27 protein-coding genes are annotated in these 25,157 nt (G+C 65.1%); 18 read left to right on the plus strand and 9 right to left on the minus strand.

Going from position 1 to position 25,157, the window contains the following annotated elements:
- Positions 1-46: 46 nt before the first annotated feature.
- Positions 47-721 (minus strand): maleylpyruvate isomerase family mycothiol-dependent enzyme, encoded by a 675-nt coding sequence (locus ACTDXD_RS19870; RefSeq protein ID WP_440123983.1) that lies wholly within the window; start codon positions 719-721, stop codon positions 47-49.
- Between the two features lie 75 nt (positions 722-796).
- Between ACTDXD_RS19870 and ACTDXD_RS19875 the strand changes: the two genes are divergently transcribed.
- The 12 genes from ACTDXD_RS19875 (at position 797) to ACTDXD_RS19930 (ending at position 12,866) form a co-directional block, all read left to right on the plus strand.
- Positions 797-1,228 carry a MarR family winged helix-turn-helix transcriptional regulator gene (locus tag ACTDXD_RS19875; protein ID WP_440127713.1) on the plus strand — a complete coding sequence of 144 codons (432 nt, stop codon included), beginning with the start codon at positions 797-799 and terminating at the stop codon, positions 1,226-1,228.
- A gap of 112 nt (positions 1,229-1,340) precedes the next feature.
- Positions 1,341-2,477, plus strand: a complete 1,137-nt coding sequence (locus ACTDXD_RS19880; RefSeq protein ID WP_440123984.1) for an acid phosphatase — start codon at positions 1,341-1,343, stop codon at positions 2,475-2,477.
- A 280-nt stretch (positions 2,478-2,757) separates the two neighbouring features.
- Positions 2,758-3,936, plus strand: a complete 1,179-nt coding sequence (locus tag ACTDXD_RS19885) for a lipase family protein (protein ID WP_440127714.1) — start codon at positions 2,758-2,760, stop codon at positions 3,934-3,936.
- Positions 3,937-4,075: 139 nt separating this feature from the next.
- Positions 4,076-4,924, plus strand: a complete 849-nt coding sequence (locus ACTDXD_RS19890) for an HAD family hydrolase (RefSeq protein WP_440123985.1) — start codon at positions 4,076-4,078, stop codon at positions 4,922-4,924.
- 253 nt (positions 4,925-5,177) lie between these two features.
- Entirely contained in the window at positions 5,178-5,702 is a 525-nt protein-coding gene (locus tag ACTDXD_RS19895; RefSeq protein WP_440123986.1) for a flavodoxin family protein, read from the plus strand.
- A 91-nt stretch (positions 5,703-5,793) separates the two neighbouring features.
- Complete coding sequence (locus tag ACTDXD_RS19900) at positions 5,794-6,159, plus strand: VOC family protein (RefSeq protein ID WP_440123987.1); 366 nt, start codon at positions 5,794-5,796, stop codon at positions 6,157-6,159.
- Between the two features lie 147 nt (positions 6,160-6,306).
- Positions 6,307-8,022: a CocE/NonD family hydrolase gene (locus ACTDXD_RS19905; RefSeq protein WP_440123988.1), complete on the plus strand. Its 1,716-nt coding sequence runs from the start codon at positions 6,307-6,309 to the stop codon at positions 8,020-8,022.
- 140 nt (positions 8,023-8,162) lie between these two features.
- The gene (gene treS, locus ACTDXD_RS19910) at positions 8,163-9,998 is read left to right on the plus strand and encodes a maltose alpha-D-glucosyltransferase (RefSeq protein WP_440123989.1); all 1,836 of its coding nucleotides are present in this window, start codon (positions 8,163-8,165) and stop codon (positions 9,996-9,998) included.
- On the plus strand, positions 9,995-11,389 hold the full coding sequence (locus ACTDXD_RS19915; RefSeq protein ID WP_440123990.1) for a maltokinase N-terminal cap-like domain-containing protein: 1,395 nt from the start codon (positions 9,995-9,997) through the stop codon (positions 11,387-11,389). The genes treS and ACTDXD_RS19915 overlap by 4 nt, the downstream gene beginning before the upstream one ends.
- A 104-nt stretch (positions 11,390-11,493) precedes the next feature.
- The gene (locus ACTDXD_RS19920) at positions 11,494-11,949 is read left to right on the plus strand and encodes a MarR family winged helix-turn-helix transcriptional regulator (RefSeq protein WP_440123991.1); all 456 of its coding nucleotides are present in this window, start codon (positions 11,494-11,496) and stop codon (positions 11,947-11,949) included.
- 7 nt (positions 11,950-11,956) lie between these two features.
- Positions 11,957-12,379, plus strand: a complete 423-nt coding sequence (locus ACTDXD_RS19925; RefSeq protein ID WP_440123992.1) for an organic hydroperoxide resistance protein — start codon at positions 11,957-11,959, stop codon at positions 12,377-12,379.
- 76 nt (positions 12,380-12,455) lie between these two features.
- Positions 12,456-12,866 carry a flavodoxin domain-containing protein gene (locus tag ACTDXD_RS19930; RefSeq protein ID WP_440123993.1) on the plus strand — a complete coding sequence of 137 codons (411 nt, stop codon included), beginning with the start codon at positions 12,456-12,458 and terminating at the stop codon, positions 12,864-12,866.
- Here the strand turns inward: ACTDXD_RS19930 and ACTDXD_RS19935 are convergent.
- Positions 12,857-13,237, minus strand: a complete 381-nt coding sequence (locus ACTDXD_RS19935; RefSeq protein WP_440123994.1) for a DUF4345 domain-containing protein — start codon at positions 13,235-13,237, stop codon at positions 12,857-12,859. The two genes, ACTDXD_RS19930 and ACTDXD_RS19935, sit on opposite strands and share 10 nt — an antisense overlap.
- 128 nt (positions 13,238-13,365) lie before the next feature.
- Here ACTDXD_RS19935 and ACTDXD_RS19940 point away from each other — a divergent pair, with 128 nt between their 5' ends.
- Positions 13,366-16,149: a DUF2804 family protein gene (locus ACTDXD_RS19940; protein ID WP_440123995.1), complete on the plus strand. Its 2,784-nt coding sequence runs from the start codon at positions 13,366-13,368 to the stop codon at positions 16,147-16,149.
- Between the two features lie 43 nt (positions 16,150-16,192).
- On the opposite strand, the gene ACTDXD_RS19945 is transcribed toward ACTDXD_RS19940, so the two are convergent.
- Positions 16,193-16,816, minus strand: coding sequence for a TetR/AcrR family transcriptional regulator (locus ACTDXD_RS19945; protein WP_440123996.1), 624 nt, complete (start codon positions 16,814-16,816; stop codon positions 16,193-16,195).
- A gap of 85 nt (positions 16,817-16,901) precedes the next feature.
- On the opposite strand from ACTDXD_RS19945, the gene ACTDXD_RS19950 reads away from it, so the two are divergent.
- On the plus strand, positions 16,902-17,792 hold the full coding sequence (locus ACTDXD_RS19950; RefSeq protein ID WP_440123997.1) for a siderophore-interacting protein: 891 nt from the start codon (positions 16,902-16,904) through the stop codon (positions 17,790-17,792).
- A gap of 43 nt (positions 17,793-17,835) precedes the next feature.
- Here ACTDXD_RS19950 and ACTDXD_RS19955 read toward each other — a convergent pair whose 3' ends face one another.
- From ACTDXD_RS19955 to ACTDXD_RS19980, 6 genes are all read right to left on the minus strand, one after another.
- Positions 17,836-18,750: an ABC transporter substrate-binding protein gene (locus tag ACTDXD_RS19955; RefSeq protein ID WP_440123998.1), complete on the minus strand. Its 915-nt coding sequence runs from the start codon at positions 18,748-18,750 to the stop codon at positions 17,836-17,838.
- Positions 18,751-19,056: 306 nt separating this feature from the next.
- On the minus strand, positions 19,057-20,064 hold the full coding sequence (locus ACTDXD_RS19960; protein WP_440127715.1) for a zinc-binding alcohol dehydrogenase family protein: 1,008 nt from the start codon (positions 20,062-20,064) through the stop codon (positions 19,057-19,059).
- 126 nt (positions 20,065-20,190) lie between these two features.
- The gene (locus ACTDXD_RS19965; RefSeq protein WP_440123999.1) at positions 20,191-20,541 is read right to left on the minus strand and encodes a hypothetical protein; all 351 of its coding nucleotides are present in this window, start codon (positions 20,539-20,541) and stop codon (positions 20,191-20,193) included.
- Between the two features lie 37 nt (positions 20,542-20,578).
- Positions 20,579-21,274 carry an SIMPL domain-containing protein gene (locus ACTDXD_RS19970; protein WP_440124000.1) on the minus strand — a complete coding sequence of 232 codons (696 nt, stop codon included), beginning with the start codon at positions 21,272-21,274 and terminating at the stop codon, positions 20,579-20,581.
- A 54-nt stretch (positions 21,275-21,328) separates the two neighbouring features.
- Entirely contained in the window at positions 21,329-21,832 is a 504-nt protein-coding gene (locus ACTDXD_RS19975; RefSeq protein WP_440124001.1) for a hypothetical protein, read from the minus strand.
- A 129-nt stretch (positions 21,833-21,961) separates the two neighbouring features.
- Positions 21,962-22,498 carry a helix-turn-helix domain-containing protein gene (locus tag ACTDXD_RS19980; RefSeq protein WP_440124002.1) on the minus strand — a complete coding sequence of 179 codons (537 nt, stop codon included), beginning with the start codon at positions 22,496-22,498 and terminating at the stop codon, positions 21,962-21,964.
- Between the two features lie 82 nt (positions 22,499-22,580).
- On the opposite strand from ACTDXD_RS19980, the gene ACTDXD_RS19985 reads away from it, so the two are divergent.
- The 4 genes from ACTDXD_RS19985 (at position 22,581) to ACTDXD_RS20000 (ending at position 25,094) form a co-directional block, all read left to right on the plus strand.
- Positions 22,581-22,946, plus strand: coding sequence for a hypothetical protein (locus tag ACTDXD_RS19985; protein WP_440124003.1), 366 nt, complete (start codon positions 22,581-22,583; stop codon positions 22,944-22,946).
- A complete protein-coding gene (locus ACTDXD_RS19990) occupies positions 22,943-23,656 on the plus strand; it encodes an ABC transporter ATP-binding protein (RefSeq protein WP_440124004.1) in 714 nt (237 codons plus the stop codon). The genes ACTDXD_RS19985 and ACTDXD_RS19990 overlap by 4 nt, the downstream gene beginning before the upstream one ends.
- Positions 23,653-24,450, plus strand: coding sequence for a hypothetical protein (locus tag ACTDXD_RS19995; protein WP_440124005.1), 798 nt, complete (start codon positions 23,653-23,655; stop codon positions 24,448-24,450). Before ACTDXD_RS19990 ends, ACTDXD_RS19995 begins: the two co-directional genes overlap by 4 nt.
- A gap of 218 nt (positions 24,451-24,668) precedes the next feature.
- Complete coding sequence (locus ACTDXD_RS20000) at positions 24,669-25,094, plus strand: serine/threonine protein kinase (protein WP_440124006.1); 426 nt, start codon at positions 24,669-24,671, stop codon at positions 25,092-25,094.
- The last annotated feature ends 63 nt before the right edge of the window (positions 25,095-25,157 follow it).

The raw sequence follows: 25,157 nt of genomic DNA on the forward strand, positions 1-25,157 counted from the left end.
TCGAAGGTCCATTGTGTGAACGGACTGTCGGCGTCCCACTCGATCCTCACGCCGGGGGTGTGTGCTGCGGAGCCGGTTTCGTCGTGGGTGCGGTTGTGAGGCCTTCGCCGGACAGCGGACCGAGATCGACGTCTCGACCGGCGAGGAGCAGAAGGAGGGTCAGCATCGGGCCTCGGATCTCAGGCCCGGTGCCTGTCGACCAGGCGATGTCGGTCGCGCAGAGCTGCGATGCGCTGAATCGGTTCTTCTGGAACACCTTCGACTTCCATCCTGTGCCGTAGGACGCGATGTGTGTCGCGGCGTCTGCGGCCACCTCCGGCGAGACGCTCAGCGCGCGGCCGAGCGGGATCGTGATGTCCTGTCCGTGGACGAGAATATCGACGAGGGGTTCGCGAGGGGAGAGTCCGAGGTTGTGCTTCCGTGAGCCGATCATTGCTCGAATTTCTTCGATGAGCCGCTCGGTCGGCACAGCTGCCTTCTGTATGGCGGAGTGATGGATCAGCGAGTTCGTGCCTCCGGGGTGCCGGAGTGCGAGTGGGAGCATGGCGATCGCCTCGCGGGCGCGGATCTGTTGCAGAGTCAGATGTGCTGCCACGTCACGTACCGTCCATCCGTGACATAGCGAAGGATGCTGCCACTCAGCATCATCGAGAGTCTCGAGTAGATCTGCTGTACGTCCGCGATGGTCGTCGATGGCTGCCCAGACTTCGTCGATGTTCATGATCGGTTCCGATCGAATTGATTCGAAGTTAGGACTAATATTAGTCTCAACTTCGAATCGATGACAAGGGGTGTCATGGCGGACGACCCGCATATCGCCGTACTGATGTTCACCGCGCACCGCAATGCGGAGAGCCGTGTCTTCGGTGCGCTTCGCGGAGCCGGCTTCGAGATCACTCTCGCTCAGGCCCGTATCGCTGCCCGGATCGGACCCGACGGGACGAGGCTGTCCGGACTCGCCGAGCAAGCTCTGGTCTCCAAGCAGACCGCCACGCATCTCGTGGACCAGCTCGAACGAGCCGGATACGTCGAACGAGTAGTCGACCCAACCGATGCCCGCGCTCGCCTCGTCCGCATCTCGCCGCGCGGCGAGGAACTGATTGCCGTTGCCCGCACCGAGGAAGCCGAAATCGACAAGGACTGGACGGAGCACCTCGGAGCCCGGCGCATGCACGACCTACGCGAGACACTCACGCTGTTGCGCGGCATCACCGATCCGTCGGCATGATCCGAGTTCTTCCCGATGGCCGCTCCGGTAGGAGCGAAGTGAAGCTATACATTCCATGCACGTTGTAGGTAGTCTCCCGAACGGCCGTCCAGGTTCGGGAAGGGACAACTCGATGAAGCTCCTCAGATGCGCTGGTGCCGTCGCGGTGGCAACGACGATGACGTTGTCGGGGACACTCGCTCACGCCGACCCGGCGCCCCCGGTCGCCGAGCCGTACACCCTGCAGGAGCTTGTCGGTCCGTACCCGTCCGACTTTCCCGCGCGCGGCACCTTCATCCCGGTACTGGACGGATTCACCGGGATCCGCGACACCCGACCTGACCTGATGCAACGCAACCTCGACCGGACCGTGGAGATCAACAACGGTGCCTCGGCCATCGCGCAGCAGCGGGCACTGTTCGACAGCAACCACGAACGACTGGTGTCGTTGTCGGACGGTTTCGGCGAGGGGCTCGGCGCGGCGTTCCGTACCGCGCTCCACGAGGGGCGGCTGCCCAAGACGCAAGCGCTCCTCGGAGGTGAGCTCGGGCGCGCCATCGGTATCGCGAACCTCTCCCTCGTGGAGAAACAGCACTGGAGCAATCCGCGGCCGTTCGAGGTGGCGCCCGACCGGATCCACTACTACTTCGGTGACGGAGTCAGCGGCGCCGCCGATCCGTACGCCGAGGTCGGTGGGACGAGTTCGTACCCGTCGGGCCATACATCGAGTTCGTATCTGACCGGCATCCTGTTGGCGGACATGCTTCCGGAATTGGCACCGCAGATCCTCACCAGAGCATCGGAGGTGGGCAACAGCCGGATCGTGCTCGGTGTGCACTACCCCCTCGACGTCATGGGCGGGCGCATCATGGGCCACGCTGCGGCTGCGGACCGGTTGAGTGATCCGGCATTCGAACGCGTGGTGGATGAAGCCGCGGCCGAGCTGCGAGCAGCGCTCGAGTGGTCGGTGGGGGAGCCGCTTGACGGATACATCTCGTCCGACACGCCGTATCGCCCGATCGATACCGCGCTCGCCGAGTACAACGAGCGGATGACGTACGGATTCGATCGGATCGATCCATCGATGACGAACGACATTCCGGCCGAAGCCGCAGTACTGCTGCGTGGTGTCGCCCCCGACCTCACCGACGAAGAGCGACTCGACATCCTGCGGCGCACCGCGATCCCCGCGGGCTATCCGCTGGATCAGGCGGGGCCGAACGGCGGGTGGTTGCGTATCGATCTCGCCGCAGCGTACGAAGCCGTCTAGCGCGGAGCAGTTTTCCCATTCGGATACGCGGGCTTGTCGACCGATTCTTCGATTGTTGCGACAACCGAGGCAGGATCGGCAAGTATGTAGGGCAGGACAGCGCTCCACCTGGGACCCAGGTCGCGGGTCGTGTCCGAGACAGGCGCCGATCATGCCCCGAGCCCGCTCGTTCTTCTGCGCAGCACGCAATTGTGCTGTCGCCGTGTTCACCGCCGCTGTCCTGTTTTCCACCGCGGTGGCGACCGGTGCGGGTACCGCGACCGCGCAGCCCTCGGCCCCGATGGTGGTTCCGTTGCCGTCGGCCGACCCGTTCTACACGTACGACGGATCGTTGGACGACGTCGCACCGGGCACGGTGCTCGACACCCGGACGATGCCGTACGGGTTCCATGATCAGGCCACGCCGATCACGAGCACACAGGTGCTGTACCGCACCACCGACCAGTTCGACCGACCGACCACGACGGTCGCGACGGTCCTACGACCCTTGGGGCCCGGACCGGCACGGATGATTTCGTACCACATGGCATACGACGCGCTCGGTTCCGAGTGCGATCCGTCGTACACCCTCACCGGGAACGGCACCTACAGTCAGGCAGGCACGTTCGAGCAGGGCGTGATCACCGGCTACCTCGCGTCCGGATACACCGTCGTCGTGCCGGATTACGAGGGCCCGGACCTCGAGTGGACCATCGGACGTCAGTCCGCGTACGCGGCACTCGACGGGGTGCGTGCTGCGGAGTCGGTACTGGGGCTTCCCGCATCGACACCGGTGGGATTGGCCGGCTACTCCGGCGGCTCGGTGCCCACCCAGTGGGGTGCCGAGGTTGCACCGACGTATGCGCCCGAACTGAACATCGTCGGCGCGGCGGCGGGTGGCCTTCCGGTGAACCTGGCCCACAACCTGCCCTACGTCAGTGGCAGCGCGAGCTGGGCCGGGGTCATCCCCGCACTGATCGTCGCGTATCAGCGCACCTACGGTCTCGACACCGCGGCATTTCTCAACCCGTACGGGCAGCAGATCGTCGACACGGTCAGTTCACAGTGCATCAACGCATTCGCATCGAAATACCCGGGATTGACCGACACCGAGATGCTCCGGGCTCCCTACACTTCGCTGCTCGACGTCCCCGGTGTGGTCCGTGCCATCAACGACAACATCATGGGCACGGCAGGTACCCCGCGGGTGCCGATGCTGCTGGCGGTCGGGGATGTCGACGGCACCGGGGATTCCGTGATGATCACCGCCGATGTCGAAGGGTTGGCGCACCAGTACTGCGAACGCGGTGTTGCCGTCACCTACGCGCGGTACGACCGGCTCTCGCACAGTGAGGCATTCATGCCGTTCCAAGCGCAGACGGCCCAATTTTTCACCGACCGCTTCGCAGGCGCACTACCGGCCGGGAACTGCGGCATGGTGGGGCCCGGAAACGACCTCGCCCCCACTCCGGTTCCGTGACCGTCAGATCCCCGCACACCTCGGCCTTACCCACCACTCGACTGGGAAGCACGCAGTGCCATGTCATTGCGCAGCTCACGGCGTCCGCCGAGCCGGCACTCGAGTGTGGGTGCATATGCTGCCCTGGCATCATGCGAAGGTGACGCAAATTCGGCTTCTCGCGACGGACCTCGACGGCACCCTGCTGCGGTCGGACCGCACGATCTCTTCCCGCACCGCGAAATCCATGGAAGACGCGCGACGGTCGGGAGTCGAGGTGGTGTGGGCGACGGCTCGCGCTCGGCATTCGGTGCACGACCTGGCGCAGTCGTGCGGATTCCGCGGCAAGGCGATCTGCGCGAACGGCGCTGTGGTTCTCGACCTGGCCGATGGAACCCCGGTGATCACCGCGACGACGCCGATTACGGTGGCGTCGGCCGCAGCGGCGATGGACCGGGTGAGGACGCTGTTGCCCGGAGTCGTATTCGCGAACGTCGGCCCTACCCGCTTCGTTGCCGAGCGGGCGTACGCGGCGTTGTGTGACTTCGCCGACCACCACCGGCATCCGCACGAGATGGCGCTGTCGGAAGTGCTGCCCGACATCGACGAGCCGATGGTGAAAATCGTCGCCCGACATCCGGAGGTTCCCAGTGCCGAGCTGTACCGGGCGGCAGTGGCGGCTGGGATCGACGGTGTCGAGCTGACACACTCCGGCGCGCCGTACATCGAGATGGCGGCGTCCGGTGTGTCAAAAGCGAGTGCGCTCGCCGAGCTCTGCGCGGTCGACGGGATCACTGCGGAGGAGGTTGCTGTCGCTGGCGACGCCATCAACGACATCCCGATGCTGATGTGGGCGGGGACGGCACTCTGTCCGTCCAACGCGCTGCCGGAAGTCCTCGCACTGGCCGACCACGTCCTGCCGAGCAATGACGAAGACTGTGTCGCCGGCTACCTGGAGGAGCTCGTCGGTGCCACACTGGTTCCCGCTGCATTACAGGATGATCGGTGAGTTCCTCAGCGAGCCGTAGCCGTCGACCCGCGCTACGCTGCGGCGCGAAGATGCAGAGCGTGCCGGCGAGGCTCGAGACCCTTCTCGACACGTCGAGTCGAGGACAACAGGGCCTCCAGATTTCAGGTTCTACACGGATGAACTCGAACCGGTGCTGACGAGGATATCCGCGGATGACGTCCTCACCGGGGCTTAGCATTGAACTACCGGTCGTCTCGGGACCGGCAGTTCTCCCGCCGAGAGGATGTCCGCCATGAAAGTTCTGGTGATCTTCGAATCGATGTACGGGAACACCCGTCACGTCGCGGAAGCGATTGCGCAGGGGATCGGAGAAGCTGCTGCGGTGACCACTGTCGCCGCAGCAGACGCGAAGGACGAAGATCTCACCGCGTACGACCTGGTAGTGGTCGGCGGCCCTACCCACGTGCACGGGATGAGTAGGCCCACCACCCGCCACGGTGCAGTGGAAGCGGCCGAGAAACCGGACAATTCGCTCACCCTCGAATCCGACGCGGAGAGCGACGGCGTGCGCGAATGGCTCGCTTCCCTCGGACAGGCCACCGGGAAGGCCGCCGCGTTCGATACGAGACTCGACGCCAACCCGTTGTTGACCGGCCGAGCATCGAGGTCGATCGGTAAGAAACTGCGTAAGGCCGGTTTCACTCTCGTGACAGAGCCGGAGAGTTTCCTTGTCGACAAGCGGACGATCCTCGCACCTGGCGAAACGGAACGTGCGAGTCGGTGGGGGCGCGCACTGATCGGCACGGATAGCAGGTGACGGTCCTGCACGAGCCGGAACCGCCACGAGGACGGCAGTGCCTGTAGTGGAATCGGATGGAACGCAGCCGAATCAGAAGGAGATTCCCGACATGCGCCCCACCGGTCTCACCGCAAACCTGAACGTCCCGAGTATCGAAAAAGCCCGTAGCTTCTACGCCGACTATCTCGGGCTTACCGTCGAGGAGATGAATCTGGGATGGGTCGCTCGGTTCAGTACTCCGGACGGGCGTGCAAGTGTGCAGCTCGTCAGCGGGGACGAAACAGCACCGGTGGACTCGGCATTGTCCGTGCATGTCGGTGACGACGTGGAGGTTGCCTACGAGGAGGCGAAACGGCGTGGGCTCGAGATAGTCCATCCGCTGACGACCGAGCCGTGGGGTGTGCGGCGATTCTTCGTCCGCGCGCCGGACGGCACCGTGGTCAACATCGTGAGTCATTCGGACGACGAACAGTAGCTCTCGGCAGCATCGATCCACCGCGGCGCGAAATCCCCGTTCGGATCTCGTATGTCATCGGGCTGCGGAGCATCGAGGTGCCTCCCTCCGGGGCGGCAGCGTGTATGTCATTGACCCAGAACGGTATTTCGGCGAAACTGACCCACCATGGGGATCGTAGGGGTGGGTATCGATGGTGTGAGCACACTACGTCAACGTCTCGGTCGTTGGATTCAGGCCAAGACCATCGCAGGGCTCGAACCCGGACCGTACGACATCGAAGTCCGTAAGAATCTCCGTGTTCCGATGGACGACGGTGTCGTTCTTCTCGCCGACCTCATCACCCCACTCGGCGATACCGATCCGCGCCTGCCCACCGTGGTGATTCGCGGACCCTACGGGCGCAGCGGCGGGGTGGCGGGTTCGGCGCGGGCTCTTGCCCGCGAGGGTTTCAGGGTCTTGTTCCAGAGTTGCCGAGGCACGTGGGGGTCCGGGGGAGAGTTCATCCCGCAGATCGACGAACAGCGCGACGGCATGGCCACGCATCGCTGGGTTCGCGCCCAGCCATGGCACACCGGTCCGATCGCGACCTACGGCGCAAGCTACATGGGATTCACCCAGTGGGCGGTGGCGGCAGAACTCGAACACACCGACCCCGACAACGCCCCGGACGCGCTCTGCCTGCTCGTCACCATGCCCGACTTCGGTGCCATCACCTGGGACAACGGCGCTTTCTCCATGCGCAATGCGCTGGGCTGGACGCAAATGATGGACCGCATGAACCACCGGGAGCTGCTGCCCCTGCTGCTGGGGCTACGCGGCCCGGATTCCAAACTGCGGAAGGCGTTCGATGTGCTGCCGCTGACTGCCGGCGACGTCGCAGCGAACGGACGGCAGGTGGGCTGGTACCAGGACTGGGTCGCCCGCGAGGACCTCGCCGACCAGTACTGGACGCAGCAGTCACATACCGCTTCCGTTCCCGAGGTCGCCGCGCCGATCTTCATGGTCACCGGCTGGTACGACATCTTCCTGCCCTGGCAACTCCGCAACTACGCCCAGCTCGTCGAGGCCGGAAGGCCGCCGCGCCTGACCGTGGGGCCGTGGGCTCACCAGTCCCGCGGGATGGCCGCGCCGACGATCACGGGGACGGTCGAGTTCCTGAAGGAGCAGTTCGCCGACGCGACCACCACACGCGTCGCACCGGTTCGTGCGTTCCGCACCGGCGCCGACGAATGGCACGATCTGGCCACGTGGCCACCCCGGGACGTCTCCACCGAATCGCTGTTCCTCCAGCCCAGCGGCGGGCTCGGATCCGACGCACCCGCTGGTGGCAACACCACCTATGTCTACGACCCCTCCGATCCCACTCCTGCCCTCGGCGGCCCGAGTCTGGATCCGAAATCGGATCCGGTGGACAACACCGAACACGAACGCCGGGCCGATGTCGTGGTGTTCCGCGGAGGCGTCCTCGCCGAACCGCTGACCGTCGCCGGGGAACCTGTCGCCCGTATCCGATTCCGCTCCTCGCAGCCCAGCGCCGACCTGTTCGTCCGCATCTGCGATGTGCATCCGGACGGTCGTGCGATGACGGTCTGCGACGGTATCCGCCGGATCGGCTCCGTCGGAACGAAAGACACCGATCCCGAACCGGATTCGGAAGGATTCCGCATCGTCGAGGTCCGCCTGTGGCCGACCTTCCATGAGTTCGCCGCCGGCCACCGCATCGGGATCCAGATCAGCTCCGGCGCGCACCCCCGCTACGCCCGCAACCCCGGGACGGGTGAACCCGCCGCGACCGCGACCGCGCTGCACCGGGCAGAACAGGAGATCTCCCACGAATCGGCCACGCCGTCGTGTATCGATCTCCCGACGTGGTCGCGCTGAGCGCACAGTCTTCGTTCGTGCGGGGTGGGCCGCACCGATCGGCAGCGATCGCATGCTGTCGAGTCAACGGTGTGTGGATTCGCCGACAACGGGGAACCCTCCTCCTGTCTGTCCTGCGACGCGACGAGCACGGAGGTGCCATGCCAGCGGAAAGCTCCCACCTTGACCCTCACGCAGCAGAACCGGAGCACACCGCGGACGGGCACATCGTCGAGACCCGTTCCGAGGATTTCGCGCACGCGCGCAGTCTTCCCGTCGACCCGGATTGGTTCAAGACCGCGGTGTTCTACGAGGTGCTCGTCCGCGCGTTCAACGACTCGAATCACGACGGCACCGGTGACCTGCGGGGGCTGGCGGAAAAGCTCGACTACATCGAATGGCTCGGTGCCGACTGCATCTGGTTGCCTCCGTTCTACGACTCGCCGTTGCGCGACGGCGGCTACGACATCCGCGATTTCCGAGCGATCCTGCCCGAATTCGGTACCGTCGAGGACTTCGTGACGTTTCTCGACGAGGCACACAAGCGAGGTATCCGTGTGGTCACCGACCTCGTGATGAACCACACGTCCGACACCCATGCATGGTTTCAGGACTCGCGCGCAGAGCCGGACGGCCCCTACGGTGATTTCTACGTGTGGTCGGACTCCGATGCCGGATACCAGGATGCGCGCATCATCTTCGTCGACACGGAGACATCGAACTGGACGTGGGACCCGGTCCGCAAGCAGTACTTCTGGCACCGCTTTTTCTCACATCAACCGGATCTGAACTACGACAACCCTGATGTGCAGGACGCGATGCTCGATGTCCTGCGGTTCTGGCTCGATCTCGGCATCGACGGATTCCGCCTCGACGCGGTGCCATATTTGTTCGAGCGCGAGGGCACCAACTGCGAGAACCTGCCCGAGACGCACGCCTTCCTCAAGAAATGCCGAGCGGTGATGGACGCCGAGTATCCGGGCCGGGTCATGCTGGCGGAGGCGAATCAGTGGCCGACCGACGTGGTCGAGTATTTCGGCGAGTCCGAGATCGGCGACGAATGCCACATGGCTTTCCATTTCCCGCTGATGCCGCGGATCTTCATGGCTGTGCGACGACAGAGTCGGTTCCCCATCTCGGAGATCCTTGCCCAGACGCCGCCGATACCGCGGACCGCTCAGTGGGGAATCTTTCTGCGCAACCACGACGAACTGACCCTCGAGATGGTGACCGACGAGGAACGCGACTATATGTATGCCGAGTACGTCACCGATCCACGCATGCGGGCGAACATCGGGATCCGTCGACGTCTCGCTCCGCTGCTCGAGAACGACCGTAACCAACTGGAATTGTTCACGGCGCTGCTGCTGAGCCTGCCCGGATCCCCGGTGCTGTACTACGGTGACGAAATCGGCATGGGCGACAACATCTGGCTCGGCGATCGCGACTCGGTACGCACCCCCATGCAGTGGACGCCCGACCGCAACGCGGGTTTCTCCCGCGCCGACCCAGCACGGCTGTATCTGCCGACGATCATGGACCAGACCTACGGGTACCAGGCGGTCAATGTCGAGTCGCAACTCAATTCGACGAACTCTCTTCTGCACTGGACACGGCGGATGATCCAGGTGCGAAGACAACATCCTGCGTTCGGCAAGGCCGCGTTCACCGAACTCGGTAGCGCCAATCCCGCGGTGCTGTCCTACCTGCGGGAAATGGAGCAAGGACCGGGCCGCAACTACAGCGACGTGATCCTCTGCGTGAACAACCTGTCGCGGTATCCGCAGGCCGTGGTCCTGGATCTGTCGAGGTTTGCCGGGTGGATCCCGGTGGAGCTCACGGGCTCTGTGCCTTTCCCGGCGATCACGGAGGATGGATATATGCTCACTCTGCCCGGGCACGGGTTCTTCTGGTTCGCATTGCAGCCGGATCCCGCGAGTGAAGGTCCCGGAGTGCATCCGGTGAGCAGCGAGGCCGAAGCGGCGGTGCAGCCATGATCGAGCAGAACGACCGGTTGTATCCGAATTCGGACCTCGAAGCCGGCTTGGCGGAGTGGCTACCGCATCAGCGCTGGTTTGCCGCGAAGGGGCACGCGATCACCGGTGTGAGAGTCGTACTGCGGCAGCCGCTGATCGAGGAGGCTGGGTTCGGCGCGGACCATCTGCTCGTGGCAATCACGTTCGACGCTGCGTCGGAGCATGTCTACCAGGTGCCGCTCGGTTATCGATCTCATCTGCCGGACGAGCTGACGCCGTGGACGATCGCAGCACCGGACGACTCGACGGGCCGCGCTGTGTTCGTCTACGACGGGCTACGTGACCAGGAGATCATCGGTTTGTACGCGCAGAGCCTGGCGCGTGGTGGAAATCGCGGCTCCATCGAACTGCACACCGTGCCCGGCGCGGAGATCACACCGGAGATGCGGGGGCGAGCCCTGAGCGTGGAACAGTCGAATACGTCGGTGGTACTCGGGGAACGGTTGCTGCTCAAGATGTTCCGCCGCGTCACGCTGGGGATCAACCCCGATGTCGAACTCCACCTCGCGTTGGCCGCGGGGCAGTGCCGGTCGGTGGCGCCGATCCGCGCATGGATCGAGGCGGATATCGACGGTGTGCGTACCACTCTCGCGATGGTTCAGGACTTTGCGGCGAACTCCGCCGACGGTTGGTCGATGGCACTCGGAAGCGTCCGCGACCTGCTCCTCGAAGGTGATTTGCGCGCCGACGAGGTCGGCACCGACTTCGCAGGTGAGGCGCACCGGATCGGTGTCGCGGTCGCTGAGGTCCACGCTCATCTCGCAGAGGGTCTCGGCGTCTCGGAGCGCCCGGCATCGGATCTGGCTGCGGGTATGGTGCGTCGGCTCGATGCCGCAGCCGCTGAAGTGGACGAACTCGCGGTTTTCGTGCCCGGCGCGCGGGCGCTGTTCGAGGAGGTGGCGGCACTGGATCCGATTTCGGTGCAACGCATCCACGGCGACCTGCACCTGGGTCAGGTGCTGCGGACACCCGAGCGGTGGCTGCTCATCGACTTCGAGGGAGAGCCGGCGAAGCCGCTGGCCGAACGGAGGAAGCCGGACACGGTGCTGCGTGATGTGGCCGGAATGTTGCGGTCGTTCGACTACGCGGCGCATCATTCGGTGCGCGAAAGTGAAACCGAGGGCGTCGCGTCCCAGCGGGAGTTCCGGGCAGGGGAGTGGGCGCAACGCAATTCAGCCGCGTTCTGCGACGGCTACGCCGCTACCGCCGGATCCGATCCGCGAGAGGCCGGTGTCCTGCTCCGCGCATACGAGGTGGACAAAGCGGTCTACGAGGTGGTGTACGAGGCGCGGAACCGGCCGACGTGGTTGAGGCTGCCGCTCAATGCCATTCGACGACTGACTCAGCTGTGACCGCGGTGCCCTTCCCCGCCCGGCCCGCATCGTGATCCACTTCATCCAGTAGATTGCGCACCGTTCTATTGCGCACAATATAACGGTGCGCTACTTTTATTCACGTGTCCGATCACTTCGCGCTTGACCAGCAGGTGTGCTTCGCGCTCTACCGGGCGTCGCGCGCCACCACAGCCGTGTACCGGCCGCACCTCGAGCGGCTGGGCGTCACGTACCCGCAATACCTCGTGCTCCTTGCACTCTGGGAACGCGACGTACGAGGCGTACACGACCTGTGCAACGCGCTCGACCTCGACACCGGCACTCTCTCGCCGCTGCTCAAACGCCTCGAAGCCGCGGGCCTCGTCGAACGCAGGCGACAACGCGACGACGAGCGCAGAGTCGTCGTGCACCTCACCGATGCCGGACGCGCATTGCGTGAGGACGCAGAGGACATCCCCGGTTGCGTCGCCCGCGCAAGCGGGCTCGAGGTCGACGAGCTGGTCGCGTTTCGGGACACGCTCCACCGACTGACCGCCGCGTTGCAGGACGCAACCGGCGGAACCTCCGAGAAAGGGTAGACCCGAAATGAACATCATCTACACCGCAGAAGCCCTGGCCACCGGCGCAGGACGCAACGGTCACGCACGCACCGGTGACGGAAAGCTCGACCTCGACCTCTCGATCCCCACCGAAATGGGCGGCGATGGCGTGGGTACCAACCCCGAGCAGCTGTTCGCAGCGGGATACGCGGCATGCTTCCACTCAGCCCTGCAGATGGTCGCGCGCCAGGAAGGCGCCGACGCAACCGACTCGGCAGTCGGCGCGCGCGTCGGCATCGGCCCCACCGATGCGGGCGGTTTCGCGCTCGCCGTGACCCTCGAGGTCACACTGCCGAACCTCACGCACGACAAGGCACTCGAACTCACCGAGAAGGCCCACCAGGTCTGCCCGTACTCCAACGCGACACGTGGCAACATCGACGTCGTACTCGACGTGACCGAAGACTGATCCCGGCGCCGGCCGTCGTGGCGGACGTGCGTGACGGTGATGTTTCCCCGCCTCGTTGCCGGGGCACCCGGTGGGCATGTCCGTCCTCATCGCAACCGAAAACACTCGAGGCACTGCGTGGCAGGCCGCGTCGGTCATCGCCGAGTCGCTGACCCAACGGGGATTCGAGGTGACGCTGGGTACCCTGTCCGACCTCGAACGGGCCACAGAGTTCGAGGCCGTCGTCATCGGGAGCGAAGTGGAAGGTGGTGAATGGTCTGCCGGTGCGCGGGACGCGTGCAGACGTCATGCCCCCGATCTGACACAACGGCTCGTCTGGCTGTTCTCCGGGGGATCGGGTGAAGGCGAACCGGGCAAACCCGCAGACGTCTCCGAACTTGCGGAGGCGGTAGCCGCGCGCGACTACATGTCGTTCCCGCAATTCGATACCGAGAGGGTTCTGTCGTGGGCTGCCTTCATCGCCGATGAACTCGACGGTCACAGCTGACGGGCAACACGCTCGCGCCGGGCCAGTGCCTCTACCACCACCGGGGAGGCGAGCTCCACCGCGAGTAACAGATCGTGGAACCGGTGCGGCCGGCCCAGCGTGGAGCGGGTCGCGAGCCGGCCGACACCCCCGAGAGCCATGAGTCCAGCGAGGATCCGCATCCGGTCGAGGTTCGGTTCGGGGGTGGCCGCGGCATCGAGCCACCCCAAGCCGTAACCCGCGAAGACAGGGCCCATGAAACGCACGTGTGAGTCCACCGTCGCATCCCCGGTCATGCCGGGCTCCCCGGATACTCCGCCGACGAGCTGGAGTCCTCCGATCGCTATGCAGGCCCAGCCGGTCACGCGTCCCAGAATCTTCAGGCCTGACATGCACCCATAGTGGCAGATGTAGCCCGGCAACAGGCCGAATCGTCGCACAACCGGCGTGAGAACTGCGTCGGCCACTATGTTCGCGGAGGTGTGTGCACAGCTGAAGCGGAGTCTTTGGAGGGCCGACTGTGATCACCGAATGGGGTGAAAGCCTCGATGCGGATAGTGTCCTGCCCGAGTATCCGCGTCCCCAGCTCGTCCGCGACTCGTATGTGAATCTCAACGGCCGCTGGGACTACGTCATCACCGCTGCCTCGGTGACCGAGCGACCACGCGAATGGGGCGGGGAGATTGTGGTGCCGTTCTCGCCGGAAGCACCGTTGTCGGGAGTGAATCGGACACTGCGGCCCGATGAAGCACTCTGGTACCGCCGAACCGTCACGCTGCCCGTCGGTTTCGTGCGGGATCGTGTACTGCTCCATTTCGGGGCGGTCGACCAGGACTGCGAGGTGTGGGTCGACGGCACACTCGTCGGCGGGCATCGAGGCGGGTACCTGCCGTTCGTCCTCGACATCACCGATGCGTTGCGCGGTGAGTGTCACGAACTCGTCGTCAGAGTCCGAGACGTCACCGACAGCTCCTGGCGCAGCCGGGGAAAGCAGAAGCTCGAGCACGGAGGGATTTGGTACACACCGCAATCCGGGATCTGGCAAACCGTCTGGCTCGAATCGGTACCGCAGCGCTGGATCACGGCGCTCGATCTCGTGCCGGATCCGGTCTCCGGTGAAGTCGAGGTCCGTGTGGCGGCAGGCGGTGACGGCGGCGACACTGCCGAGGTCACCATCCGAGCAGACGGCAACGACGTCGTGTCCGGCAGCGTGAGGGTGGGCGTGCCGACGCAGTTGCGGCTCGGCGACGACGTGAGGCTCTGGTCGCCGGACGACCCGTTCCTGTACGACGTGGAGGTCACACTCGGCTCCGACCGAGTCTCCAGCTATGTCGGGATGCGTTCGTTCGGTGTCGGACCCGACGCGACCGGGAGAACCCGGCTGCTGCTCAACGGCAAACCGTATCTGCACGCAGGCCTCCTCGACCAGGGATACTGGCCCGACGGCCTCTACACGGCACCCTCGGACGCAGCGCTCATCCACGACATCGCCACGGCCAAGGACCTCGGCTTCACAATGTTGCGTAAGCACATCAAGATCGAGCCGCTGCGCTGGTACCACCACTGCGACCGGTTGGGCGTCCTGGTCTGGCAGGACATGGTCAACGGTGGCCGCAGTTACTGGCAGGCCGTGGTCACCGCGTCGGTCGCACTTCCGGTGACGTTGGACGACTCCCACTACACCTGGTTCGGACGGCAGGACGCCGAAGGGCGTGCCGAATTCCTCGAGGAGCTCGACGCGACTGTCGCGCTGCTGCGTTCGACTCCGAGCATTGCCGCGTGGGTGCCGTTCAACGAAGCCTGGGGCCAATTCGACGCCGTCACCGCAACGTCGCGGATCAAGGACCTCGACCCCACCCGGCCTGTCGACCACGCCAGTGGCTGGCACGATCAAGGCGGCGGCGACATGGTCGGTCGCCACGTGTATTTCCGGCCGTACCGGCTGTCGCGAGCGGACGCTGCAGATGAACGCGCTGCAGTGTTGTCGGAGTACGGAGGGTACTCCTATCGGGTTCCGGGGCACGTGTGGAGCAACAAGGAGTTCGGCTACCGCAAGTTCACCGACCGGTGGAGCTACGAGCGTGCGTTCTTGCGCCTGCAGCACACCCAGCTCGGCCCGGCGGTCGAGAACGGGCTGGCAGCTTTCGTCTACACCCAGCTCGCCGACGTCGAAGAAGAGACGAACGGTCTGATGACCTACGACCGTCGGGTACTGAAGGTCGACCCCGCCGCGGTTCGTGCATCGAACATGCGGCTGCGCGGCAGGCACGACCACGCCGCCGGGGGAGCACCGTCACCTCTGGCCGTGCCGGAACGGGAAATCACCGAACCCGTCAGCTTGACCCGGTCCGACGGGCGCCTGAACCCCGGCGCGGTGGGGTGGACGCGCACACAGTTGATCACGACCGACGGCATCGGTCACGGCGGCAGGAAGGGGCGCAACAAGCGGTGGGAACACTGGGCGGTGACCACGCCGACCCATGTGATCACGCTGGTGGTGTCCGACATCGGTTACGCTGCCGTGCATGGTATTTGGATTCTGAGTCTCCAGAGCGGAGACGTGATCTCGTATGACGCCATCGGTTTACCCCGCACCGCGACACTGCCGCGCAATCTCGGTGACGGCCCGGTCCGGTCCCGCACCGGGAAGCTGCAGATCGACATCGACGAGGTCGACGGCGGGACTCGGCTGCGGGCGCGCGGCGCGCGGGTGGAGATCGATGTCCTCGCGCACCGGCCCGAGGGGCACGAGTGCCTCGGCGTGGTCGTCCCCTGGACCGACCGGCGCTTCCACTACACCGTCAAGGACGTTGCCAGGCCTGCGACCGGGACGATCCGCATCGACGGTGTTGTCTCGGAGGTGCCCGCTGGGCAGTCGTGGGCGACGCTCGATCACGGCCGCGGCCGCTGGCCGTACGCGGTGCATTGGAACTGGGGTGCCGGCTCGGGCCGCATCGACGGCAAGGTGATCGGAATCCAGGCCGGCGGGAAGTGGACGGAGGGAACAGGATCGGTGGAGAACGCGCTGGTCGTCGACGGGAATCTGTCGAAGATCAGTGAAGAACTGGTGTGGACATATGATCCGGGTGACTGGATGTCGCAGTGGAGGGTCACCGGTGACACCGTAGACCTCACGTTCACGCCGTTGCATCTGAAGAGATCCGTCACCGACCTGTTGGTGTTCGCGTCCCGCACCCATCAGTGTTTCGGTCACTGGTCCGGCGCGGTTGCGGACGACACCGGAGCTCGGGTGCGAATCGACGGCATCGTGGGCTGGGCCGAGGATGTGCGCAACCGCTGGTGAACTCCTCGTGAGCGGGAATGGCCGGGATCCTCGCGGATACGCGTCACAGCCCGGTGCCGAGCATCGCGATCACTCCGCGCGCGGTCGCGCGCATCGACCACGTGAATGTCTCACGAGGTGTGAGGTGTGCAAGCTTCCGTGCTCCGGAGTTGATCGTGTCGAACCCGTCGGCCCTCGAGGGGCGCACGTCATCTCTGTCGGCGCGGTGTGAGACCGGGTTGATCTCCGCGAGTGCCACCGCGTGTTCGGCAACGACGGACAATGCGATGCTTGCGTCCGCCGGATCCCAGCCGTAGCGGTCTGCGAACTGCCTCTGATTGCGGTCGATCGCGCCCAAGGCGCCTTCGGAGCGCGGTGTGAGCGCGGTGAGATATCTGCCGATCCCCGGGTTTGCGACCACGAAATCGCGCAGAGCCAATGCAAGGTCGACGAGCGCATCCTCCGGATCGTCGGCAGTCGGCATCGGTAGCGGGGCGCGCGCGACGATTCCATCGGCGACGATGCGGTGCAGTCCGTCGAGGTCGCCGACATGGCGATACACGGACATTTCGCTCACTCCCAGATCTGTGGCAATCGCTCGGATGCTCAACTTGGGCAGCGTGATACGCATCCCGGCATCGACGAGACGTTCGGGAGTGACGAGCCGAGGTCGTCCAGGTGAGGACATGCCGAGCATTCTCCCATGGAGCAGTTGTTAGGTTAGACTCACTCACATTATCTGACGGATCCATACGACGAAGAACGAGGTTGCTATGCCGGACGAGGCGCCGTTCACGGCCGACCGGATCGCCGATCTGATGGAAGTGCTGCGCGCACCGGAACACCGAGCCGGGCTCGAGGAGGCGACGTTCACTGTCGTCTCCGTCGGCGATCGCGCGGCCGGACTGCTCCGAGTGAGCGGCACGATCTCCGGAACGCATTCACTTCGGGACTGGGCTGGACCCAACATTGCCGTTCGACTGTCGGTTCCGGAGCAGTCGGTGGAGTTCGCGGGGATCGACGGAGCGCCCGAGACCACCGCCCGGGTCTACACCGTCGCGGGCGTGGACATCGAGAGCAGGACGGTCGCGCTCGACATCGTCCGTCACCGTGAATCGTCGCCGGCGATGAGGTGGCTCGGCCGGGTGCGCACGGGAGATGTCGTACCGATCGCCGGTCCGCGCCCACACCGGGTTCCGGGGCCGGGGTTGCCGCGCATCCTGCTGGCAGACTCTTCGGCACTACCCGCGGCGATCCGGATCCTCACTCGCCTTCCGATCGAGGCTCCGACAGTGCTCGTCGCTGCCGCCCCCGACGACGAGATCGATCTCGCCGAGGGGGAACTCGGGGATCGGAGGGATTACGTCACCGTGCAGCGCGCTGAACCTGGCATCGATCGGCCTCTCGCAACCGCGTTCGCCGGGATGAAAGTGCCGGCCGGGGCGTCGGTATGGGCGGCGGGGGAGCGCGAGGGTGTGCGAGAGATCCGTCGCCGCTGTCGTGACGACCTCGTGCTGCCTGCCGACAGCATCCGGGTCTTCGGCTACTGGAAGCGCGGAACATCGAACACGAGAATCGATGTCGCTCGGCTCGAAGCGGCGCGGGCGTCGATGGAGGCAGGGCGCGGCGTCTTTGCGACCGACGACCTCGACATCGAGATCTGACATCTGGCAACTCCGGGGTGTGTGCACCCCGGAGTGTCGCGTGTCAGTTGTGCGAGGCAATGCTCGGTGCGATCTGTCCCTCGATCAATTCGCTGATCGTGTAGTCGATCGACAGTGGCGAGGCATTGCGCAGCGCTGTGAGGGATGCGGCCTCGACGTCGATGTACCGGCCGTCGGCGACGGCCGGAATCGACGTGAAGACCGGATCCGACAATGCCTGCTGTGACCCGCCCACTGCGAAGAAACTCAACAGCAGGATGTCGCTGTCGAGTTGGTGCGCATTCTCGGGAGAGAGCGTCGCCGATCCGGAACCGTCGCCGGTATCGGGTAGGGCGCTGATGGTGTCGGTGAGTGTCATTCCGAACTCGCCGAGGATGACGCTGCTGAAATCGTCGGGATCGTTGACTGCCTTGTAGCCGACGGGTGTGGCGATGCCGAGTGTGTAGGTCACGCCGACGAGTTCGGGGTTGCGTGCGACGGCATCGTCGATGTGGGTCTGGACGTCGTCGATGAGGGTTTCGGTGGCGTCCTCGCGGCCGAGTGCGCGACCGACCTGGCGAGCTTGGACCTGCCACGGGATCGTCAGGTACGTGGCGCTTTCCGGGCCGACCACGGGTGCGATCTCGCTCAGTCGGCCGTGGTAGGTCTCGAGGTCTGCGAATGTCGTCGCAACGATGAGGTCGGGCTGCAACGCCGCGATGGATTCGAGGTCGAGATCGACCACATCGAAGCCGGCTCGGGTGGTATCGACCTGCGTCGGTTCACCTTCGATCAGATCGGTCTGCCACGGTACCTGCCCGTCGGGGGAGAGCGGGAACGATGCGGTGCCGACGGGTTGCACGCCGAGAGCGAGTACGGTGTCTGCCTCCTGCCAGCCGAGAGCGACGACGCGCTGCGGATCGGCGGGCACCTCGACGTCACCGAATCGGTCGGTGACGGTTCGGGTTTCTTCGTTCATCGGAGTCTCGCTACTGGTACATGCGGCAGTGAGTGCGGTCAGTAGTGCGAGTGCAAGAAGTGCGCGTGCTGTGTGTGCGACACGGCGTGGGTGCACGGTGTGCTCCTGTCGGGAAAGATGGTCCGATGATTAGGTTAGACTAACTCACATAATTGCATCCGGCGGAGCCGAGTGACGGAGGGGATCCGGGAGTGGACATCGATTGCGGTGGCGAGGTCGGTGACAACCTCGGCGAGACGTGGGCCGACTCCCAACCCCTGGCAGGTGCGTGTGCCTGCACGGCGCGACCACGAGCGCGGGCGGAGGTTATTCGTGGTCGGGCACCAGGACGGCGGCGCCGCGGACTCGGTCGTCGGCGAGATCCGTCAATGCTCGCTCCGCTTCCGACAGCCGGTAGCGCACCGTGCTCACCCGGATCCGATGCTCGCCGGCGAAACGCAGGAAGGTGTGCGCGTCGTCGCGTGTATTGGCTGTCACCGACCGGATCTCCCGCTCGCAGAACAAGTGCCGCTGGTAATTCAGCCGAGGAACGTCGGTCATATGGATGCCGGCCAGGGAGAGGATTCCACCGCGGTCGAGTGCTTCGAGTGCGGTGGGGACCAGATCTCCTACCGGTGCGAACACGATGGCGGCGTCGAGTGGGACGGGAGGCCTGTCGGCCGAGCCCTGCACGGACTCTGCGCCGAGTTCCTCGGCGAGCGCGCGGGCATCGGCGCTCCTGGTCATGACATGAACCGACACGCCTCGATGCATCGCCACCTGCGCCGCAATATGGGCGCTACCACCGAAACCGTAGATGCCCAGGCGCCCGCCCTCCGGAACGGCCGCGCGCTCCAATGCACGGAACCCGATGATTCCTGCGCACAACAAGGGCGCGAGTTCGACATCGTCGTAGCCCTCCGGGAGTGGAAGTGCGAACTTTGCAGGGACCGTGACGTATTCGGCGTATCCGCCGTCGTCGTCCCATCCGGTGTATCGCGAATAGGGACAGAGGTTCTCGCGCCCGCGCAGGCAATACCGGCATTGTCCGCAGGTGTACCGGAGCCAGGCGACACCGACTCGGTCGCCCGGTGAAAAGCCGCTGACCGCCTCGCCGGTCCGGTGCACGGTACCTACCACCTCGTGCCCGGGCACCACGTGACGCCGGTGGACGGGCAGGTCGCCTTCCGAGACGTGCAGGTCGGTCCTGCAGACTCCACAGGCCTGAATTTCGATGAGCAACTCGTCCGGACCCACGGTGGGAATCGGGCCGGATTCGAAGACCAGTGGGTGCTCGTGGATCGGTCGCGGATCTGCTACCCGCCACGCCATCATCGTCTCGTTCGAGTTCACGACGACTCCCGGTTTGCTGGTGCCTGCCCAACTGTAGGCCGGACACCTCCCGTTCGAGGACACCTCGGTGGGATCTCGTCCGCCGGGCGAACACCGACCCGCCAAAGATCACGCGGGGTCGAGCTGGAGGACGACCTCGACCCGACCACGGTCGTCGCGGCGGGCGACTGCATGGCCTGTCCGCTTCTCGTCGAACTGGATGCTGATGGGAGCGCCGTCGCCGAGGAAGTTGCGCCACCATGACTTCTGGTCGGGTATCGCGACACCGATCTTCACGGTGTCGCCCGAGATCCGGTAGCTGACCGGCAAAGTGATCAGCCTGCCGGATCTGCGACCGACGTATGTGATCGGTGCGATGTAGCCACGGATGCGGCTGCCGATGATCGGAAGGTCCGCGGCCGCCATGATGACGGAGTTGAAGGGTCCGGCGAAGCGCAGGATCGAACTGCTGATTGTCATGTCTGCCTCCCACCGACACGGTACGGAATCTCCCGAGTCAGGACGCCTCGAATCGCGCTTCGACGTCGGCGCTGAGCGTGATGCGGTCGGGTTCGAGGACGAATCCGGCGCCGCCCTCCTCGGACGCCGACGCGATGTCGGAACGCATCGCCCGCATCATGGGTGCACCTCCTGCGCCTGGGCTCGGGCCCGGCTGAAGACCCAGCATTCCTGGATCGGCGATGGCGAGAGCACGGAAATCGCTGTAGCCCAAGCTTGTCGTGTAGCCCTTGGCTTTGGCGAGGGCATCGCGGACTGCGAGGTCGCGGACCTTCGCCATCCGCTTCTCGCGGGCCTTGCGGGTGATCCACCAATTCAGGTCGGCGACCGCGACGGCCTCGACCTCGGAGGCGGCGTCGACGAACGCGCCGACCGCGTCGAACTCATGGAACGTCACGGTGAGTGACGCCGACGATGTATATCGCCAAGGGCGGGTCTTGCCGTCCTTGCTGTACGGGCGGTGCCGGCTGTGGCGTACCTGATCGAACGTCCATCGTTCGACAGGGCTGTCGTTGCGTTCGCGCAGCTCGGTGACGAGGTCGGTCAGGGTGGCGATCGCGGAGGTGACCGGGTCGGCGGCGTGCTCGCGCGTCGTGCCGTCGGCGTGCACCCGGAGTACGACCGTGCACCGGTTCGGGGCGAACTCGCGTTCGGCATGGCCGGTGACAGTGATGATGACGGGTCGATCGCTCATGGACGCGAGTGTGCCAGTCCGAAGAGGGCCGGTGGGGGAACGGCGGGCCCCGGACTACTCGAGCGGATCGATCGGACTGTCGGTGATCAGTGCGGTCAGGATCATCGGGGCGTCGCCGTCGCATTGATTGAGCGAGACCGCGACCCAACGGGAATTCGATTCGGTGACCGGACCCCAGACCGCCAGATCACCGAGGCAATCCTTGGCGACGAGGGTGCGGAAGGGTTCGGTGGCGGGCGGCTGCCACAGTGCCGGCCCCATCGTCACGGTGCGGTGAGGGCCCCAGCTGCGGGTCAACTCCGCAACCAACGCCGTGAGATGACCTTCCGCTGCCTCCTCCGCGACGTTCCATTCCGGTTCGTATACGCCGACGAAGTCGTTGCTCTCCCAGAGCGGGAACAGCAGGAAACCGGCACCCCGGGTGATCGTCCATTCGCCGGTGACCGGTTCTCCCTCATCGGCGGTGGGCCCGGAGGTGGGGAGTGAAACAGCGAGGGCGGCTGCGATGTCCGACACGGCGCGATCCGCATCGAATTCCTCACCCGATCGGGCCGTCATCGTGTGTGCCTGTTCATTCGAGCGTCTCTCATGTCGGCGAGGGTGCCAGTAAGGTCCGACAACTGCGACGTGCTCACGTGTTGCCGCATCGGCGAGATCGCGACTCTCGGGCTCGACGCCGACCCGTAATCAGGATTCCCCCGGGGGAGTAGGGATCAACGTGGTTCCGAAGGTGATTCGGACGGCGTTGTCCTTCTCGGTCCGGTAGGAGGCGAGTACTTCGCTGAATTTCGCCTGGATTTCGGCGAGGTCGTCGGTGTCGACGTAGAGCGGTGTCGCGCCGAATCCGAGGTAGTTCCTGAGGGTTCGATCGCCGCTGTCGATGAATTTGTCGAACTCTTTGCCGAGCATGCCGAGGAACGAGACGAAGGCGTTGCGTAGTTCGGCGTCGCTCACGGCGTCGAGATCGTCTTGACCCACGTGCGCCATGCGCTCGCCGAGCGCGAGCGTGCGTTCGATGGTTCCGCGGACGCGTCGTTCGTCCACGACGGTGACGACCTGTGCGTCGATCAACGCGGACACGTGGCGGTAGAGCGTGGCCTGGGTGACGTCGGGTAGTTCCTTGCGGAGCTCTGCGGTGGTCAGACTCCGACCGCCGAGCTGTTGGATGATCCGCAGCCGTACCGGGTGCAGCACGACGTCGGCTATCGACGGTTCGCCGTCCATCTGGCCCTTTCCTCCATTGTTCTCACTCTGATAATGTTCTCATTATCGAGTCCAGGTTACCGCTGACAGAAGGGCCGCCGCCATGGCCGACCTATCGCATTCCGAATCTTCCCTGCACCTCGCCTTCACCGGCTGGGAAGCACTCTTCGTCCGTCGCACCCACCTGTCGATCCCGAGGTCGTCGATGATCCGTGTGGAGGTGCTGTCAGGGTGGACCTCCGAAGTCCTCGGCGTCCGGAACGGTCTTGCAATCTCCGGATTCCTCAAGGTCGGCACCTTCACGCATCCCCGCGGCACCAAACGGCTCGTCGTCATGAAGCGAGGTGAGCCATTGCTGCGCATCGTGCTGCGCGGCCGCGTAGCCGGCGGCGAGTTCGACGAACTGCTCATCAGCAGCCCTCACTCCGTCGAACTCGCTCGCGGTCTTCACGGAGCTTCGGCGTCATGACCGGCATTGCAGTCGAGCGCCTGACCAAAAGATTCGGCGTGGTCGATGCTGTTGTCGACGCGAGCTTCACCGCCGAGTCCGGGCGAGTGACCGGATTCCTCGGTCCCAACGGAGCGGGCAAATCCACCACCCTGCGGATGCTCCTCGGCCTGATCCGGCCCGATGCGGGCACCGCACGGTTCGGCGGGGTCCCGTACGTGGACCTCCCGTTTCCTACGGGCACGGTCGGTGCTGTGCTCGACATCGCCTCTGCGCACCCCGCGACCACCGCCCGTGCCCACCTGCGCACCTATTGCGCGCTCGGCGGCCACCCGGTGCAGCGAGTCGGCGAGGTAATCGACTCGGTCGAACTCGACCGGTTCGCCGACCGCCGCGTCGGCGCTTACTCGACGGGAATGCGACAGCGGCTCGCTCTGGCCACCGCACTTCTGGGCGACCCCGAGGTGCTGGTCCTCGATGAACCGTCCAACGGTCTCGATCCCTCGGGAATCGTATGGTTGCGCACATTCCTTCGTGAGTTCGCAGCAAGCGGTGGCACCGTGCTGATCTCGAGCCACGCGCTGTCCGAACTGCAGAACACCATCGACGATGTAGTGCTCATCGACCGCGGGCACATCGCGTGGACGGGCGAACTCTCCGAACTCGTGGCCACGGGGAACACGCTCGAAGAGGCTTTCCTTTCCCTCACCGACAGGGCGGGTGTGAAATGACGAGCGCGGTCCGCGGTGAGTTCGTCCGGCTGTTCTCCACGCGCTTACCGTTGTGGGCGTGTGTCGCGGCCGTTCTGTCCGGTGCCGGACTCACCGGTGTGCTCGGACTGGTAGGGCCGGAGAACGCGTCGCCCCCGATGCCCGGTCTCGATACGCCGGAGGGGGTGGCGATCGCGGTGGGCTTCACCGGTCTGTTGCTGTTCGTGCCCGCACTGTTCGGAACGATTGCGGTCACAGGGGAGTACCGCCACAAGACCATCGGCACCACTTTCCTGGCGGTTCCGCGGCGAGGCGCGGTACTCGCTGCAAAACTGCTCGTCTACAGCATCTTCGGCCTCGCATTCGGGTTCTTGATGTCGTCGTCGGCGGCGCTTGCTCTGTTGGTGGTCACGGCCTCGAGGGGCATCGACCTCGGCACCACGACGGGAGGTCTTGCGGCGGTCCTCGCTCGCGTTGTAGTGGCCGCAGCGATCTACACATTGCTGGGCGTGGGGATCGGCGCGCTCGTGCGCAGCCAACTCGTCGCGACCGGGATCGTGCTCGGGTACTTCTACTTCCTCGAGCCGGTGCTCATGATCCTGCCGGGCCTGAACACTCTCTATCCGTTCATGCCGGGAGGGGCGACATCGGCGTTGACGAACTTCACGTTCCTGAGCGACACCATGGCGGGGGAGATGTCGTCGGGGGCGGCGACCTTGCTCACTCCCGCGCTCGGTGCGCTCGTGCTGCTGATGTATGCGGCAGTGGCATCGGCGGCGGCTGTCGTGGCTCCGCTGCGGCGTGATCTGACGTGACAAACCACCTCGGACCTGCTCGACGGTGCCGCGACGGCCTGCGGGGCCGCACGTGGCTCAGGTCACGGACGTGTAGTTCGAACAATGGATACCGTTAGTCTTGCGAACGGTACAACGTACATGCAGTCGGTTACATCGGCCGACCTTGCGCGGTCGCTTGCCGCGACGAGCTCGACGGTTTGCGTGTGCAGGCCGGTGATCGAAGGACCTTGTGAACAATGGGAAAGACCTCGAACTCTGCGATGCCGAAGATTGCAGCAGCTGTTGTTGTGATCGCCATCGTCGTTGTCGGGATCTTCCTGCTCTCGCAGCAGGGCGAGGGCGACGGCGACTCGGCTACGACTTCGTCCTCGGCTCCTGTCGCGGGTCTGGAAGGTCTGAAAAGTGTGCCGCAGAATGCGACTTCGTGCCCCAGCGCGTTCGACAGCCCTGAGGTGACCAGCGCCGCGGTCGCAGACCCGGTCATGTCCTGTGAATTCGCCGAGGAAGTGCGTCGCTCCTATCTGGATCAGCCTCTGCGATACGGGCTGGTGACAGTAGAGGCGCGCGAGCCTGCCACCGGGCAGAACCAGACCATGAAGTGCTCGGGAAGCCCTGTGGTCACCTGTGTCGGCGGTGACGACGTCGTCGTCTACCTGAACTGATCCGGGGTGTAGCGAGCACGGTGAGGATTATCGCGATGATCCGGGTCGATCCCACCTGATTGC

Source organism: Rhodococcus sp. SJ-3, assembly GCF_051918125.1.
Lineage (GTDB): Bacteria > Actinomycetota > Actinomycetes > Mycobacteriales > Mycobacteriaceae > Rhodococcus.